The 17,136-nt window shown below is 38.0% G+C and carries 14 protein-coding genes; 6 read left to right on the plus strand and 8 right to left on the minus strand.

What is annotated here, in order from left to right:
• Positions 1-195 precede the first annotated feature (195 nt).
• The 6 genes from N7931_RS17880 to lptF form a co-directional block, all read right to left on the minus strand.
• A complete protein-coding gene (locus N7931_RS17880) occupies positions 196-2,838 on the minus strand; it encodes a TonB-dependent receptor (protein ID WP_262795714.1) in 2,643 nt (880 codons plus the stop codon).
• Between the two features lie 213 nt (positions 2,839-3,051).
• Entirely contained in the window at positions 3,052-3,471 is a 420-nt protein-coding gene (locus tag N7931_RS17885) for a YbaN family protein (protein ID WP_262795715.1), read from the minus strand.
• 137 nt (positions 3,472-3,608) lie between these two features.
• Positions 3,609-4,592 (minus strand): FecR family protein, encoded by a 984-nt coding sequence (locus N7931_RS17890; RefSeq protein WP_262795716.1) that lies wholly within the window; start codon positions 4,590-4,592, stop codon positions 3,609-3,611.
• Between the two features lie 41 nt (positions 4,593-4,633).
• Positions 4,634-5,161: a sigma-70 family RNA polymerase sigma factor gene (locus N7931_RS17895; RefSeq protein ID WP_262795717.1), complete on the minus strand. Its 528-nt coding sequence runs from the start codon at positions 5,159-5,161 to the stop codon at positions 4,634-4,636.
• A 153-nt stretch (positions 5,162-5,314) separates the two neighbouring features.
• Positions 5,315-6,379, minus strand: a complete 1,065-nt coding sequence (gene lptG, locus N7931_RS17900; RefSeq protein ID WP_262795718.1) for an LPS export ABC transporter permease LptG — start codon at positions 6,377-6,379, stop codon at positions 5,315-5,317.
• Positions 6,376-7,485: an LPS export ABC transporter permease LptF gene (gene lptF, locus N7931_RS17905; protein ID WP_262795719.1), complete on the minus strand. Its 1,110-nt coding sequence runs from the start codon at positions 7,483-7,485 to the stop codon at positions 6,376-6,378. Before lptF ends, lptG begins: the two co-directional genes overlap by 4 nt.
• 314 nt (positions 7,486-7,799) lie before the next feature.
• On the opposite strand from lptF, the gene pepA reads away from it, so the two are divergent.
• From pepA to N7931_RS17935, 6 genes are all read left to right on the plus strand, one after another.
• Positions 7,800-9,305 (plus strand): leucyl aminopeptidase, encoded by a 1,506-nt coding sequence (pepA, locus tag N7931_RS17910; protein ID WP_262795720.1) that lies wholly within the window; start codon positions 7,800-7,802, stop codon positions 9,303-9,305.
• Between the two features lie 12 nt (positions 9,306-9,317).
• Complete coding sequence (locus N7931_RS17915; RefSeq protein WP_262795721.1) at positions 9,318-9,761, plus strand: DNA polymerase III subunit chi; 444 nt, start codon at positions 9,318-9,320, stop codon at positions 9,759-9,761.
• A 19-nt stretch (positions 9,762-9,780) separates the two neighbouring features.
• Positions 9,781-12,627, plus strand: a complete 2,847-nt coding sequence (locus N7931_RS17920) for a valine--tRNA ligase (protein ID WP_262795722.1) — start codon at positions 9,781-9,783, stop codon at positions 12,625-12,627.
• 150 nt (positions 12,628-12,777) lie between these two features.
• Entirely contained in the window at positions 12,778-13,452 is a 675-nt protein-coding gene (locus N7931_RS17925; RefSeq protein WP_262795723.1) for a sulfotransferase, read from the plus strand.
• A gap of 79 nt (positions 13,453-13,531) precedes the next feature.
• Positions 13,532-14,104: a tRNA-(ms[2]io[6]A)-hydroxylase gene (locus N7931_RS17930; protein WP_262795724.1), complete on the plus strand. Its 573-nt coding sequence runs from the start codon at positions 13,532-13,534 to the stop codon at positions 14,102-14,104.
• Between the two features lie 18 nt (positions 14,105-14,122).
• A complete protein-coding gene (locus N7931_RS17935; protein WP_262795725.1) occupies positions 14,123-15,949 on the plus strand; it encodes a DEAD/DEAH box helicase in 1,827 nt (608 codons plus the stop codon).
• A gap of 12 nt (positions 15,950-15,961) precedes the next feature.
• Here the strand turns inward: N7931_RS17935 and N7931_RS17940 are convergent, their stop codons facing one another.
• A complete protein-coding gene (locus N7931_RS17940; RefSeq protein WP_262795726.1) occupies positions 15,962-16,135 on the minus strand; it encodes a hypothetical protein in 174 nt (57 codons plus the stop codon).
• A gap of 13 nt (positions 16,136-16,148) precedes the next feature.
• Positions 16,149-16,919 carry an alpha/beta hydrolase gene (locus tag N7931_RS17945; RefSeq protein WP_316250595.1) on the minus strand — a complete coding sequence of 257 codons (771 nt, stop codon included), beginning with the start codon at positions 16,917-16,919 and terminating at the stop codon, positions 16,149-16,151.
• Between the last annotated feature and the right edge of the window lie 217 nt (positions 16,920-17,136).

Below are 17,136 nucleotides of genomic sequence, written 5' to 3' on the forward strand. Positions count from 1 at the left end.
GTATCTGCTGGTGATAATCGCTCTGACGATAAATCAGCTACCGCAATGGGTCTGATCGTTTCATCTTCACCACTACTGCTACCACAGCCTGATAAAGCTAAACCAACACTGACAGCTAAAGAAGTACGCAGCCAATAATTTTGTTTATAAGTGTTACTCATCTATTACTCCAATGAATCTAAAGTGAAAAAATAATTAAATTTTAAATGTAAAACTGAGCTTGGCCGTTCTTCCCGGAGACGGTACTAAACCTAACCCTAATGCATCGAGATAATATTGATCCGTGACATTATCTATATTGAAATCAGCAGTGAGCCGTTCAGTCATTTGATAACTGATAAATAAATCCCAAAGGGTATAGCTATGCCATTGAATGGGTTCATTAAATCCTAGTTTGGTTTCGTCATTACTCACTGGTACTCTGTTTCTGGTTCCCATAAAGGTACCGCGGGCACCTAGCTCTAATTTTTCCTCAAACAAACGAGTGCCAATTAATAGCGACGCATTCCAGTTAGGCGGAATCATGTTATTAATATACGAGTTAGCAATACCATAATCGGTACATTCTTCACGTCGATAGCTGCCAACATGGCACATTTCAATATGGTGGTAACGGGTTGCTGATACTTTTGAAAAAGTAAATCCAGTATCATAATCCAACGAAATTTCATAACCGTATAATTCGAGGCTATCTATATTGCGGGTCGTAAAAAAACGAGAGGTAGCTTCCCCTTCTTCCCATACATTTGGAATAGTACGAGTCAAATAGTCTTCTGTTTTATTTCTAAAATACGCCAGTTTAAATTTAAGCGTATCGGCAAATAACACATCGTGCCGCCATACATTTAAGCCTATTTCTTTGTTTTTAGTATGCTCTGGTTTGAGCGTAACATCTAATGAAGGCGAAGATGAAAAGCCACTAGTGGTTTCAAATAAGCTAGGTAATCTTAGTGCTTCTGCATAACGCAAATACCCTTGAAAACCATCAACAGGTTCCCATAATAAACTGGCAATAGGTGCAGTACCTGAGCCATCACTGTGATAAAACAACTCATCACATTCACCATCTGCATTGGCATCTTCACAAAATACACTATCTGAACTTAAATTAATTGGATTATCATCATTTGCTTTAAATTTAGTATAACGCGTACCTAATTGTCCGCTTAATGTATCAGTCAATTGCCACTTAGTATTAAAAAAGGCACTGAGTTCTTTTCGCCCACCTCGTCTATCTGTTTGCCCCGGAACAGCTGCGCCTTGAGCATCTAAGTTTCGATTATCAACCCATTCTTTTTGCCAAGCAAAACCGAATGCAAACTCAGTGAAATAACGATTGCTTAAACGGGCTGTATTATTAATATCCGCACCCCAGCGTTTATATAATTCATCCGAACCAACCATACCGTTAAGCATTACAGACATATCTTCTGAATAGTTGCGGTTTTGGGTATCGGCTTGGGTATGCCAAATATTGGTTTTTAAATCTATATAACTATATTTTTCAGGGGTAAAGTTGTACTGAACTGTGTATGTATCTACATCAACCTCACTACCATCGGTTTGGCTGACTTTGCCAAACCAAAGTAGTTGTGATGGCATTAGCTCACCATAAGTACTTAAATATTTCCGGTAAGTTGTTTCGAGAGTATGCTCCTCTGTTAAATAAAATGTCCCTTTTGCAATGTAGGATTCACTTTCAAAATTAGAATTAGCGATTCTTTCATTGGCTCTAAACCGACTTGCACCATCTATTTTTGCCCTAACTTCTGTATAAAAGCCTCGATCAATTTGATCAGAAATATCTAAAGTTGGTGTAGGTCCATTTGAACCCGTGTAATAATTGCCCTGTTTGCGTCTAGCATAGCCTAATACTAGATCGACATTTTCAAATTGATTGGCAAAAGCAATACTGCCAGCAAAGCCTTTAAAATCTAATAAATGTGGGCGTTCTAAAGTATAGCCTGGGCCATAAGCATTATTTAAATTATATGCTCCGCTACATAAGCTTTCGGTTCTACAATCTGTGCGATAGGTACCAGATGACGTTGAACTCTGCGCGCTTAATCCCGAAAAAGTACCAGTTTCAGCGGCTGTCCCGCTATTATTACCAATTGCCGATAATCTGACCCTCAACCCCCAATTATTACCGGGTTCAACAATATCTTTTGCTCCTATTGTTTTGGCGATAACAATCCCACCGGTGGCGCCCGTGCCAGACGCATCCATAGTCGGCCCTTTAGAAATTTCCATGCCACCGATAAGATCTGGATCTAAATATGAACGGCTTGCTACACCCGCATAACCTCGATAAACAGTTGTTTCCTGACGAGAGCCATCCACAACTACAGGTACGCGCCCCTGACCTTGCATACCTCGAATATTGACATCTAAGCCACCACTATTGCGATTTTCACCAATCAAAATGCCACTATCGCTTTGAAAAATATCGCCAACTGAGGTACCGCGAAATCTTTCAATTTCTTTTTGGCTAATGTAGCTGGACGAGCCAGCCGTATTGTATGGAAGATCTTCACTATCAGGTTCGAGAATAGCTTTAACAGTAAGCATATCTAAAGCCATTAGAGGCTCTTCCTCATAACTCTGCTGCTTTTTTTTTAATACAATTGTATTAGAAGATGTTTTTATCCAAATCAGGTCAGCATTGAGCAGTAGTTTTGCCAATGCTGTATCTACCGAATATACGCCTTCAACAGGAGCAGACATTTTTCCTTCAAGTAATTCTGATTTTGCAGAAAATTGCATTCCCGTTTTTCTTGAGAATAAATCTAGCGCTTCCGGTAATGATTGAGCCTGAATATCAAATTGGATATCCATAGAATGAGCAGTAGATGAGAGCAGACAAATGCAAACAAATAATACTGAATTTATTTTTCTCTTTTTAAATGCTTTTGAATTTACAGGTAACTTCAAACCAAACCTCGATAATGATAATTATTTACATTTCAATTATCAAAAACGATTGAGATTTAATTTTGTTTCATAAAATAAGGTAGAAAAATAAATTTTTTATAAAAAGAACTAAAAAACTTACTTATTTGCCGGTTCGGGGCGTAACCATAACCAAATAAAAACACTTAACATACAAATGCTGCTCATTGCAGCAATCCAGTAATTAACATTGAACAACCAAATTATTCCAGCACATATCAACATACTAGTGCCGGCAACAATTTTAGATTTTCGACTAACATAACCACCATTATGCCAGTTAACTAAAATTGGGCCTGTGATTGGGTGTGATAATAATTTACTCGATAACTTTGGAGAACATTTTGCCGCAGCCCATGATGACATGAGAATAAATACAGTGGTAGGTAAACCCGGTATAAAAATCCCTAAAATACCCAAGCCTAAGCTGACAAAAGCAAACGCTAACAGCAATATTCGTGTAGAAAAGTGACAATACTCTGTAAATCGGCTTTGACCTTTAGTTTTGGTATATTTCATATAATATTTTGAATAGTTAAAATGATAAAACGATCGATACTATGATTCGTTTCATTAATTAATAGTATTTGTGAAAACTGAACAATTAGCAAAGAATAACCCAGCTTATTCGCTAATTGAGTTTAAACCATCTAACGTTATCTATTAACAATCAAAATGTAAGGCGAAATTGAGGTCACTTTGCCACCATAAGGCCTAATCACTGCTGATAAGGCACTTTCAACTTGATTAAGCTGAAAACTCCCTGTTACTTTTTGCTCCAAAATAGAGTCGTCCGCAACATAAATATATCCGCTAAAGTAGCGTTCTAAAGTATAGATAATATCTTTAACCTTACGGTTTTTAACAAATAAGCGACCTTCTCGCCATGAGCTGACATTATGTTGAGCCGTATTAGATATGGTATTTTCCCCAATTACAGGCTGTATATTTAACAACATACCTTCTGTTAAAACATTTACCTGATCATTTGACTCTGCTTTAACAACGCCAGATTCAACACCTAACCAAGTAGCCTGCTCCCCTAATTCTATATCAAAACTAGTACCTAAAACCTGAACATCTAAATCATCAGATTTAACCAAAAAAGGCTTATTTGGGTTATGAACAACATCGAAATAAACCTGTCCCTGAAGTATCTCGACTTTCCGGTATTGCTCGTTAAATTCAACTTTAATTGCACTATCTGCCCCTAGTGTTAGTTTGCTACCATCTTCTAAGCTAATGGTTTGCACTTGCCCAGCCTGAGTATAATAATCCGTAAAAAACACATTCCATAAGCCTGGTAACATAGTCAATAACAAACAAGCTGCACTAGCAAAATAAAGCACAGAATTAAAAAAGAATTTTTGTTTACTTTTATTTTTTTCAGGTTGTTGAGGGGACTCACTAATATTATTTGATACAGTGTCTAAGTTGCCCAATAACTCCCAAACATTCTGGCTCTCTTGCCAGACTCTCTGGTGGTTCTCAGAGCTAGCAAGCCAATCTTTATGTTGTTTTAAGACATCTGAATTATCCGGATTATCCTGTAATAAAAGGATCCAATCTAATGCTTCTTCCTGTAACTTTTCTTTAGAATCATTCATTTTTGATTCTGCCATTTTATTTTTTTCTAACACAACTATAGCGCCCTAACCCGTCCCACACATTATAAATACGATTAATCATCGTCCTTTTCTTTATCAGTTTTAGGGGTTAATTCTTTCATTATGGTTAAAAAACCTTTTTTAATAAGCCGATGGACTGTTGCATTAGACACATTCAAATGTTGTGCTATTTCAGAAAAAGAACAGCCTTCAATACGATGCTTTTGAATCGCTATTTTTTCTTTCTCTGGCAATTTATCTAATGCATTCACTATTTTGCTGATTTCTTTTTGCTGTGCTAATACAGTTTCCGGGTTTGGCGTTGCACTAGGCTCAATCCAACTAATAATATGAGTTGATTGATGACGTTTTTCCATTGCTGATCGGCGAATAAAATCAATGGCCAAGTTTTTAACTGCCTTGTATAAATATCCTACACCTTGCTTTGGGATACAGCTTTGCTCATTCGGAATAGTTCGGATAATGACTTCTTGAACTATATCTTCTGCTCTGGATCTACAACCTAAGATAGGTTCAACATAATCAACCAAATTTTGCTGAATTAAATTAAATTCGCGGGTATTTTTTCCAATTTTATTCACGACAGATATTCCAAGTTCCCAACATACAATATTAGTTTTTGGCTAAACAACTGAATATTATTCTAAAGCTGAGCAAACATAACACAAATGAGATTCATTATCACTTAAAATAAATTACGAATAGCCCATGATTGTGTCGCTCGGATAAAAAACCTACCGTTTTTTTAATAAGTGCAGTGCTATAAGTGTAAAAATAACACTTGGCATAATTGCCCCAACCACTGGGGGAATACTATAAACCAATACCACTGGCCCAAAAATTCGGTTAGCAATAAAAAAACCGAAACCTGTCATGACACCCAATAATATCCTTGCACCCATAGAGGTACTGCGCAGAGGTCCAAATATAAAAGATAATGCCATTAACATCATAACTGCTACTGTTATGGGCTGTAATATTTTCCGCCAAAATGCGAGTTGATAACGACTTGCATCCTGCTCATTTTGATCCAAGTATTCCAGATAATCCGACAATTCCACTAAAGATAATGATTCAGGTGTTGACGACACGACCGCTAATTTATCTGGTGTAATGTTTGACTTCCAATCACTTGAATCTTGTTCAAATCTTTGAATAGATTGTTCTGAAACCGAGGTAATAGATAAATCTTTCAACTGCCATTGATGATTTTGAAAAATAGCATCTTGTGCATGAGTTACCTGAGTGAGCTCCAGCTCGTCAGAAAAGTCATAAATGGTAATATCTTTCAGGTGCCCTAAGTTATTACTGTCACCAACATGGACAAATTTTGCACCGTCCTTTAACCAAATAGCCTGAGCCGCAACTTCGGCTTTACTGCCATAAATAGCATTATCTTTCAGCTTTTCAGCTGTTTGCTCCATTTTAGGCGCTAAAAATTCCCCAACCAATAAAACTAATACCACCATAATAGTAGTTGTTTTCATCACAGACTTGATTATGTCTAACTTAGATAAGCCTGCAGCCTGCATCACAATTAATTCACTATTAGTCGCCAGAGCACCAAGCCCTAATAAACCACCAAGCAGAGCGGCCATTGGGAAAAAAACTTCCAAGTCTCGAGCTATCGAAAAGATCACAAACATAGCAGCGTCAGACATTGCATAGCTGCCACGGCCAATCAATCTAAGTTGTTCAACAAATCGAATTAACCCACTTAACGCAGTCAATACCAGTAAAGCAAAAAATGTAGACGTTACAATTGCCCGGCCTATATACCAATCTAGAATCCGAATCATACCCGACTCCTACGAAAGAATAGTGCTCTAAATTGACGACCTATCGTTCGTTCCGTCGTGAATAAATATAATCCATAAGTCAAACCACCAAGATGTATCCACCATAGCCCTATACTAGTTGGAATTTTACCATCCTCCAGTGCAGAACGACCTGCCATTAGTAATAAAAAGTAACAGAGGTAAATGGCAAAAGCAGGCACTAATTTGGCAAACTTGCCTTGTCTGGGTTTAACTCTAGCAAGAGGTACTGCAATAAGTGCAACAATAATCACACTTAGAGGCAACGATAAGCGCCATTGCAGTTCGGCAATTGCAGCACTGCTTTTAAGCTGAATTAAATCCAGAGTTGGAACAGCCATTAACTTTAAGCGTTGTTCTTCAATTGTTTGTTCTTTAATGATCATTTTATAGTCAACAAAATCAGTAATGGTATATTCACGACTGTTAATATTGCCTTGATACGCTGTGCCTTCAGATAATACCAAACGTTCAGCTCCCTGATTAAAGGCCTCGGTATAACCACTTTTGGCATATAAAACATAAAAGTCATTTTCCTGCTCATCAGGAGTTAACTGTGCCACAAAAACTCGATTTAAATGACCTTCGTTTTGTTCATTATCATGCACAAATATCACGGCTTTTTTATTACTAGATTGTTGAAATTGACCAGGGACAACCGAAGATAAACCTATATTAGCTTTAATTTCCTGACGTAGTGCTTCACGCTGCGCAAATGAACTGGGCGTCCACCATAACGAATGCAACGCGGTAATCACAGCAATTAAAATTGCCAGTACCAAAGTGACCCTTGTGATATACCACTCACTTATCCGGCAAGCCTTTAAAACCGTCATTTCACTATCGGCATACATTTGCCCGTGGGCGAGGAAAATACCAATAAATAAACTAAGAGGAAGGATTAACCCAGCTAAAGATGGCATGGTTAACATAAGCATATTAATGACCATATCCGTGGGTAATTTTCCTTCCATTGCATCATCTAATACACGCATTAGAGTCTGGGAGGTAAAAATGGTCATTAACACCGCAAAAACGGCAAACTGAGCTTTAAATGTTTCAGTAAATAGGTATCTAAAAATTATCAATTTAAAGTCCGTTAATATCGTATTTTGCTGCAATAAAGCAAAATATTAAGTAAACTCGGTATTTTTACAACAAAATACTGTCAATCTAGGCCAAATTAAACAGAATTTGAGTTAAAATTATAAATATTGTTCCGCTTAATTGAGTAAGCTGAATTTTATTTCACAAATTGTAACTGATATTCAGTTTTTTATTCAGTGTTAATTTGCCAAAATATCCGGAAAACCAGAGCTTATCTTCATTTTTCGGGTTTTATTAATTTTGATCAAACTCAAATTTTGATTGGCGCGCATATATTTAAGCATTAGGAGTCAACATGGAATTTAGCGTTAAAAGCGGCAGCGCAGAAAAACAACGTAGCGCTTGTATCGTGGTAGGTGTTTTTGAACCTCGCAGATTAACTTCTGTTGCTGAGCAGCTTGATAAAATCAGTGACGGCTACATCAGCAATTTATTACGCCGTGGTGATTTAGAAGGCAAAGCTGGCCAAATGTTATTGCTGCATCATGTACCTAATGTATTAAGCGAACGAATTTTATTAGTCGGTTGTGGTAAAGAAAGAGAATTAGATGAACGCCAGTACCGCCAAATTATCGCTAAAACGATTAATACATTAAATGAAACCGGCTCAATGGAAGCGGTTTGCTTTTTACCAGAAATGCACGTAAAAGGCCGTGATACCTACTGGAAAGTTCGTATGGCTGTAGAAGCAACTCAAGATTGTTTATACACCTTTAACCAGCTAAAAAGTAAAAAAGAAGAACCGCGTCGTCCACTACGTAAAATTGTATTTAATGTTCCAACCCGTAAAGAATTATCTATTGGCGAGCGTGCAGTTGAGCATGCATTAGCGATTTCAGCCGGTCAAAAAGTTTGCCGTGACGTCGCTAACCTACCGCCTAATATCTGCAACCCTGAATATTTAGGTAATCAAGCATTAGAACTTGCAGATAAATACGACAATGTTTCAACCTATTTAGTTAAAGAAAAAGAAATGCAAGAGCTGGGTATGGGCTCGTATTTAGCGGTTGGTCGTGGTAGTGAAAATGAATCGGTTATGTCGGTTATTCAGTATCAGGGAACGGACAAAGAGACTGCTCCAATTGTTTTAGTGGGTAAAGGCTTAACGTTTGATACTGGTGGTATTTCATTAAAACCTGGCGCGGGCATGGATGAAATGAAATACGATATGGGCGGTGCTGCCGGTGTATTAGGTACAATGCATGCATTAGCTGAGTTAAAGCTCCCGATTAATGTTGTCGGCATTTTAGCTGGCTGTGAAAATATGCCAGATGGCCGTGCTTATCGCCCTGGAGATATTTTAACGACCATGTCTGGTTTAACGGTTGAAGTGTTAAACACAGATGCAGAAGGCCGCTTAGTTTTATGTGATGCTCTGACTTATGTTGAGCGTTTTAACCCAGATTCAGTTATAGATGTCGCAACATTAACCGGCGCTTGTGTAATTGCTTTAGGCCACCACGCAACCGGCTTAATGAGTAATCATAACCCACTGGCGCACGATATAGTTAATGCATCTGAGCAATCAGGTGACAGAGCATGGCGTTTGCCTTTGTGGGATGATTATCAAGAGCTATTAGAAAGTCCGTTTGCTGATATGGCAAATATTGGTGGCCGTGCTGCTGGTAGTATTACTGCGGGATGTTTCTTATCCCGCTTCACCAAAAAATACAACTGGGCACATTTAGATATTGCAGGTACAGCGTGGAATAGTGGTAAAAATAAAGGCTCAACCGGTCGCCCTGTTCCATTGTTAACTCAGTATTTAATTAACCGGGCATCTAACCAAGTATCCGATTAATAAGCCAGATAAATGAGTCAGATTACTTTTTATTTATTACCTGATAATACAGCCGAATCATCTGATTCGGCTGTTGTGCTATTTGCCTGCAAATTAGTGGCCAAACTGTATCGCGACAAACATAAAGTATTTGTATACACAGATACTCAGGCTCAGGCAGAAGCAATAGACGAAATGTTATGGCAGTTCGATGCGACCCAGTTTGTCGCCCATAACTTACAAGGTGAAGGACCAAGTTATGGTTCACCGGTAGAAATTAGTTGGCAAGCTCCGACTAACCGCCGTAGCGTGTTAGTTAATTTAAGCCAGCAAGTGCCGACATTTAGCAACCAGTTTCAACAAATTTTTGATTTTGTACCTGCTGCTGATAAAGCCAAGCAACAGGCCAGAGAAAGATACAAAGCTTTTAGACAAGCAGGCCATAGTTTATCCACTAGTCCTGCACAAATCGCATAATTTAGAGTAAATATATTTTATGGAAACCAAATTTAATCCATCCGCTATCGAACAATCTTTGTACCAAGCATGGGAAGAAAAAGGTTATTTTAAACCGTCAGGCCAAGGTAATGCTTACAGCATTATGATCCCACCACCCAATGTAACCGGCAGTTTACACATGGGTCATGCTTTTCAGGATACCATTATGGATACCCTGATCCGTTACAAACGCATGGATCAATATAATACCCTTTGGCAAGTAGGTACTGATCACGCAGGTATTGCCACTCAAATGGTAGTTGAGCGCAAACTGGCAGCGGAAGAAGATAAAACCCGTCATGACCTTGGCCGTGAAGCATTTATTGACCGTATCTGGGACTGGAAAAAAGAATCTGGCGGTACAATTACTAAACAACTTCGTCGCTTAGCTGCATCTGTTGATTGGGACAGAGAACGTTTTACAATGGATGATGGCCTATCTGAAGCAGTTAAAGAAGTATTTGTGCGTTTGCATAAAGAAGATCTAATTTACCGTGGTAAGCGCCTAGTTAACTGGGATCCTAAATTACACACCGCAATTTCAGATTTAGAAGTTGAAAATAAAGATAAAAAAGGCCACATGTGGAACTTCCGTTATCCTTTGGCTGACGGTGTGACAACCAAAGACGGTAAAGATTATATTGTGGTTGCCACAACCCGCCCTGAAACCATGTTAGGCGATACCGGTGTTGCGGTTAACCCAGAAGATGAGCGCTATCAGGATTTAATTGGTAAAGAGATTATTCTACCCATTGTTAATCGTCGTATTCCAATTGTTGCCGATGAACATGCGGATATGGAAAAAGGCACAGGCTGCGTAAAAATCACCCCTGCGCACGATTTTAACGATAATGAAGTAGGTAAACGCCATCAGTTACCTATGATTAATATTTTTAATCAGGATGCAGCCATTTTACCAGTTGGCGAAACCTTTACTTTTGATGGTAAACCATTTGCAATGGATGCACCGATTCCTGAACGTTTTCACGGTTTAGACAGATTCGCAGCGCGTAAAGCGATTGTTGCTGAATTTGAAGAATCGGGGTTATTGGAAGTTATTGAAGATCACAGCTTAACCGTACCTTATGGCGATCGTAGTGGTGTTGTTATCGAGCCTTTATTAACGGACCAGTGGTACGTTCGAGTTGCACCATTAGCTGAACCTGCGGTTGAAGCGGTTAAAAATGGTGACATTAAATTTGTCCCTCACCAATACGAAAATATGTATTTTTCGTGGATGAATGATGTACAGGATTGGTGTATTTCACGTCAATTATGGTGGGGACACAGAATTCCAGCTTGGTATGACGACGCTGGCAATGTTTATGTTGGTCGAGATGAAGCTGAAGTTCGTAGCGAACATAATTTAGGTGCTGAGATCAAACTCACTCAGGATGAAGATGTATTAGATACTTGGTTTTCATCTGCACTCTGGACTTTCTCAACGTTAGGTTGGCCAGAGCAAACACCAGAACTTAAAACTTTCCATCCTTCAGAAGTTTTAGTTACCGGCTTTGACATTATTTTCTTCTGGGTAGCCAGAATGATTATGATGACGATGCACTTTATTAAAGATGAAGACGGCAAATCACAAGTGCCATTTAAAACCGTTTATGTGACCGGATTAATCCGTGATGAAAACGGCGATAAAATGTCAAAATCTAAAGGTAATGTATTAGATCCTATCGATATGATCGACGGGATTGATTTAGAGTCTTTAGTGACAAAACGCTGCGGTAATATGATGCAGCCGCAACTAGCGAAAAAAATCGAAAAGAACACCCGAAAAACCTTTGAAAATGGTATTGAGGCTCATGGCACAGATGCATTGCGCTTTACTTTAGCGGCAATGGCGTCAACTGGTCGTGATATCAACTGGGACATGAAGCGCCTGGAAGGTTATCGTAATTTCTGTAATAAACTGTGGAATGCCAGCCGCTATGTATTAATGAATACAGAAAGCGAAGACTGTGGTTTAGACGGTGGTGATATTGAATTATCACTGGCAGATAAATGGATTTTAGGCCGCCTGCAAGAAACCATTGAACAATCGCGTAAGTATATTGACAGCTACCGCTTTGATTTATTAGCACAAACACTGTATGAATTTACTTGGAACCAGTTCTGTGATTGGTACTTAGAGTTGACCAAGCCTGTCCTGCAAAGTGGCAGTGAAGCACAACAACGTGGTACACGCAAAACGTTAATTCAAGTATTAGAAAGTTTATTACGCTTAATGCATCCAGTCACACCTTATATTACCGAAGAAATTTGGCAAAAAGTCGCGCCTTTAGCTGGCGCAACTGGCGAAACCATTATGCTTCAGGCTTATCCAAAATACGAAGCTGACAAGGTGGATGAAGCCGCCATTGCTGATGTTGAATGGTTAAAACAGTTTATTTTAGGTGTACGTAATATTCGCGGCGAAATGAATATTTCCCCTAATAAACCGATTCAGGTATTACTACGTAATGCAGGTTCAACGGATAAACGTCGATTAGCCGATAACCAAAGCTTTTTACAGTCGTTAGCTAAATTAGAAAGCATTGATGTATTAGCTGAAGGTGATAAAGGCCCAGCGTCGGCAACCGCGTTAGTTGGTGATATGGATTTATTAATCCCGATGGCGGGTTTAATTGACAAAGATGCAGAACTTGCCCGCCTTAAAAAAGCGATGGATAAAGCACAAAAAGAAGTGTCTTTTATCTCAGGTAAATTAAGCAACGAAAAATTTGTCAGCAATGCGCCAGAAGCAGTTATCAGTAAAGAACGCCAAAAGCTTGAAGAAGCAGAGTCGGCTTTATCTAAATTACAACAACAATTTGATGAAATTTCTGCGCTTTAATTTTTAACTGCGTAGGTCGGTTTATTTGTCGCGTAAGCCGAAAGATCAATGTATAAAAAGCCGGATTCACATCCGGCTTTTTTATTGAATCAAGTACATCTAATTAACATTGTAGGTCAGGCTTTAGCCTGAAATAGGTTCGTAAAATTCATGATTCAAAGCAACAAAATATTTATTATTGGTCTGCCACGTACTGCAACCACCAGTTTATCAGTTGCGATGCTCGAACTGGGTTTTAAAACGGCTCATACCGCATATACTTATCAATGTTTTCAACAAGCAGAAGTCATCGCCGATACACCGGTATTTTATGATTATCCGAGTTTAGATAAAATTTATCCAAACAGCCGTTTTATTTATTTGGAACGTGATTTAATCCAATGGCGACCATCCATTAGGCAATTATTAAAACGGATGTCCAAAAATTTATTAGTAGCAAATGGCGGATTTAACCCTGTAATAAAGCGCTGTTTTACCGAAGTTTTTAGCCCCTTTAATCTAACGAACCTAGAATCTGATGACTTTTTAACAGCCTGTTACCAAAAGCATCGATCTCATGTTTTAACCTATTTTAAAAACAGACCTGATGATTTATTAATACTCAAACTAGCCGATAGCAACAGCTTTTTACAATTAATTGAGTTTTTAAAACTAGATGATATTTCTACAGCACAAATTCAGTCTGGATTTAAGCCGATTAATATTGCCGGTAAAGTAACTGCTTGGAACCAAATTAAGCACCCGTTAAAAATAGAATCTACCCGCAATGGTAAAATCGATAAAATTGATTACCAAAAACTCACGTTTGAGAATGGCACAAAATAATTTAGCCCTTTTCCTGACTCTGTCAGGCAGGTAAAATCAACATCTATATAACCTTAGATTCGACTTAAAAGAATACTCCATGTTTGAATTAAAATATAAAACCCCGTTTGAGTGGACCAAAGCTGTGCTAGCTGATTTTAATACTTTTTTGCAAGATCACGCTGCGGCTGAAAAAAAAGCGTCAGGAATGGCGATTTCTATGTTGTCACACTACCCTGACAGACGAAAATTAGTTCGTGCGATGACAGATTTAGCACTTGAAGAATTAATTCACTTTAAACAGGTTTTAAAGCTGTTGGATGAACGGGACGAAATATTAGGTGAAGATAAACAAGATCCCTATATTAAACAAATTCGCTCAGTATTTAGAAACGGTAAAGACGTGTTTTTAATGGACAGACTACTGGTTGCCGGTGTGATAGAAGCCCGTGGACATGAGCGCTTTGCATTAGTTGCAGAAGCCTTACCTGAAGGCAAAGACAAAGACTTTTATCAAATGATTGCTAAATCAGAAGCTAAACATAAAAATTTATTTGTTGAACTCGCCTACGAATATTTTGATAAACAAACAGTAGACTCGCGCTTAGAAGAAATTTTAGATTTTGAAGCCAAAATTTGTGAAAACTTACCTTTTCGGGCTGCACTTCACTAATTGACTGCATAAGCTAAAATGTACCAACTCAGGCCTTATCAACAAGAAGCTGTCGATGCGACTATCAATCATTTTAAACAGTCGGATCGCAGCGCTGTTATTGTCCTCCCCACAGGAGCGGGAAAAAGCCTAGTCATTGCTGAACTAGCTAAAATAGCCAAAGGCCGGATTCTGGTATTAACTCATGTTAAAGAGCTAGTTGAACAAAACCATCAAAAATATCAAAGTTATGGTTTAACAGCCGGTATCTATTCAGCTGGACTTAACCGTAAAGAAACACACCATCAAGTTACTTTTGCCAGTGTGCAATCGGTTGCCCCTAATTTAACCCAGTTTGATTATCCATATAGCTTACTGATTATCGATGAATGCCACCGTGTTGCTAACCCAAAAATGGAAGTTGATAAAATAAATAAAAGCGCAACTACAGCTGCTCAGCCAAATTCCTCTTCCCCTAAAAAATCGACCGATAATCAATATCAAAAAGTAATTCAAAAGCTAAAAATGAATAACCCTAGGCTTAAAATTTTAGGCTTAACCGCAACACCATACCGGCTCGATTTTGGTTGGATTTATCGCTATCACTATTTTGGTTTTGCCCGTTCGGAGTCAGACTGTCCTTTTGAGCATTGTATCTATGAGTTACCACTCAGATACATGATTAAAAATCATTATTTAACCCCACCTAAATTGGTTAATGCCGCAACAGAGCATTATGATTTCAGTCATTTACAAGCAACTGCCAATGGTGAATATAAAACCAATGATATTAATCAACTTTTAATTAAATACCCAAGAGTCACTAAAGCAATATGTGAGCAAATAGCCCAGCAAGCAATAACCAGACAGGGGGTTATGATTTTTGCAGCCACTGTACAACATGCACATGAAGTTTATACTTATTTAAGTCAGTTTAGCGAATCAAACCTCATTGCAATTGTAACTGGAGATACAGCCAATAAAGAAAGAGATAGGATCATTGAACAATTTAAACAAAAAGATATCCGTTTTTTAATTAATGTAGCGGTATTAACCACAGGATTTGATGCGCCGCATGTCGATTTTATTGCGATTTTAAGGCCAACTCAGTCTGTCAGTCTATATCAGCAAATAGTAGGTCGCGGTTTACGTTTAGCTGAGGATAAAACAGATTGTTTGGTGATAGATTATGCTGGTAATGATTTTGATTTGTACGATCCAGAAGTTGGAAATGTACGTCCAAATAAAAACACAGAGCCTGTGTTAGTTCCTTGTCCTGAATGTGGTTTTGGCAATACATTTTGGGGTAAAACAGATGCTGACGGAGATATAATCGAACACTTTGGCAGACGTTGTTGGGGGTTATTATCAAACAACGAAGATGAATTACCTGTGCAATGCAGCTTTAGATTTAAATTTAAAACTTGCCCACAATGCCAAGAAGAAAACGATATTGCAGCTAGATATTGCCATCAATGCCAATATGCTTTGGTTGATCCAGACGATCAAATCAAAGACGCACTTAAGCTAAAAAATGCTATGGTGATCCGCTGCCAAGGTATTCTTATTAGCGAAATTAAAGATCAACTAAAAATCACTTATTTTGATGAAGATGCTCAAGAACTCAGTGAAATTTTTAATCTGAATAGTAAAAAACAAAGAGATAGATTTAATCAAACTTTTGGCAGGCGTTTAGCCAACGGAGCCAAGCCTAGTGAGTTCAAAACAAATCAGCAGGTATTAGATTCAAAGCACTTAATCCCTTATCCAGATTTTGTCATCGCCCATAAGAAGAAACAATTCTGGCAAGTGACAGAGCTTATTTTTGATTACCAAGGTAATTTTAGAAAAGCCAATCAGCTATAAAATCAGGCGAATTTAACTTAGGTTATTTGAATTAGTCTTAACTTTATTACGTCTAAATACAGCTAACCACATTAACCCCTCAAATATAATACCAACAACAAATAAGATGGCGACACCTTTAAGGTTAGCAATCGAAAAACACAATAACGCCAATAACAAAAATATAATCACCTTTAACCAACGCATTTTGATACTCCTTTTAATAAACAGTGCTGCTACATAAATTATTTTGCGAATCTGGCTCAGAAAATACACCTTGTTTTAAAAACGAAACAACCTGCTTTTCAACCAAATCATTTGTCATCATAAAAGTATGGGTGACTGGTAATGCCACAAAACTACACATACCTTCAACTTTTGTGCTTTCAACTGTCACTTTGCCATCATCTTTATTAGGAAGAATAGCAGATAAAATCCAATTGATTGTTTTAGTCCCTGCAATAATCCCAAGTTCAAAATCAACAGCGCCAAGCTGATTAACCAAACTCGTTTTTTTTGTGCCTAATTGCTGTCCCGCAGGACCATTAATCCATTCAAAAATTTCTAAATCTTTTAATTCATCGACTACTTCACTTCCTTGGTTAGGCGGACCTAACATCACCACTCGCCTCAAATTATCAACTTCCCTTTTACTCAAAAAATAACGAACTAAAATACCGCCCATAGAATGAGTCACAAAATTAATTTTTTCTGCCTTCTGCTGTCTGCAAGAGGCAATTCCTTCATTAATAGCCAGTTCAGCTAAATATTCAACTTTAGCGTCCCGTGATGGATAATCAATATTAGCAACCGTATATTGAGCTTGTTTCAATCTATCTTCTAACTGTTCCATAGAAGAGGCATTACGGGCTAGGCCATGCAGTAAAATCACACATTCTTTAGAGTGTGTTTCAGCAGAATAGACAGGAATTGATACAGATGATAAAAAGATAAGAATATAAGGAGTAATAGAAAAAATAACAGATTTCATCAAATAAACCATCAATCATAAATAATAAAAAAGATTAACAAGCCAAAAATAAAAACACCAGACTTTTTAAAATGAAGATGAAAAATAGAAATGAAGCTTTTGGAAATTAAGGTCAGTCATACAAACGAAAAAAGCCCGGCTCTTTCGAGTCGGGCTTAATATCTTGTGCTCATCTATCGAGCAAATTAAGAGCCTGGCAGTGTGCTACTCTCACATG

It is taken from the genome of Catenovulum sp. 2E275 (genome assembly GCF_025515275.1).
In the GTDB taxonomy this organism is placed as follows: Bacteria; Pseudomonadota; Gammaproteobacteria; order Enterobacterales; family Alteromonadaceae; genus Catenovulum.

What these genes read in the sequence shown, in the direction of transcription:
- pepA (WP_262795720.1), top strand. Translation starts at nt 7,800, where the DNA reads ATGGAATTTAGCGTTAAAAGCGGCAGCGCAGAAAAACAACGTAGCGCT.
- N7931_RS17940 (WP_262795726.1), bottom strand. Translation starts at nt 16,135, where the DNA reads ATGCGTTGGTTAAAGGTGATTATATTTTTGTTATTGGCGTTATTGTGT.
- N7931_RS17885 (WP_262795715.1), bottom strand. Translation starts at nt 3,471, where the DNA reads ATGAAATATACCAAAACTAAAGGTCAAAGCCGATTTACAGAGTATTGT.
- N7931_RS17935 (WP_262795725.1), top strand. Translation starts at nt 14,123, where the DNA reads ATGTACCAACTCAGGCCTTATCAACAAGAAGCTGTCGATGCGACTATC.
- N7931_RS17945 (WP_316250595.1), bottom strand. Translation starts at nt 16,919, where the DNA reads ATGAAATCTGTTATTTTTTCTATTACTCCTTATATTCTTATCTTTTTA.
- N7931_RS17915 (WP_262795721.1), top strand. Translation starts at nt 9,318, where the DNA reads ATGAGTCAGATTACTTTTTATTTATTACCTGATAATACAGCCGAATCA.
- N7931_RS17880 (WP_262795714.1), bottom strand. Translation starts at nt 2,838, where the DNA reads ATGGATATCCAATTTGATATTCAGGCTCAATCATTACCGGAAGCGCTA.
- N7931_RS17925 (WP_262795723.1), top strand. Translation starts at nt 12,778, where the DNA reads ATGATTCAAAGCAACAAAATATTTATTATTGGTCTGCCACGTACTGCA.
- N7931_RS17920 (WP_262795722.1), top strand. Translation starts at nt 9,781, where the DNA reads ATGGAAACCAAATTTAATCCATCCGCTATCGAACAATCTTTGTACCAA.
- N7931_RS17930 (WP_262795724.1), top strand. Translation starts at nt 13,532, where the DNA reads ATGTTTGAATTAAAATATAAAACCCCGTTTGAGTGGACCAAAGCTGTG.
- lptG (WP_262795718.1), bottom strand. Translation starts at nt 6,379, where the DNA reads ATGATTCGGATTCTAGATTGGTATATAGGCCGGGCAATTGTAACGTCT.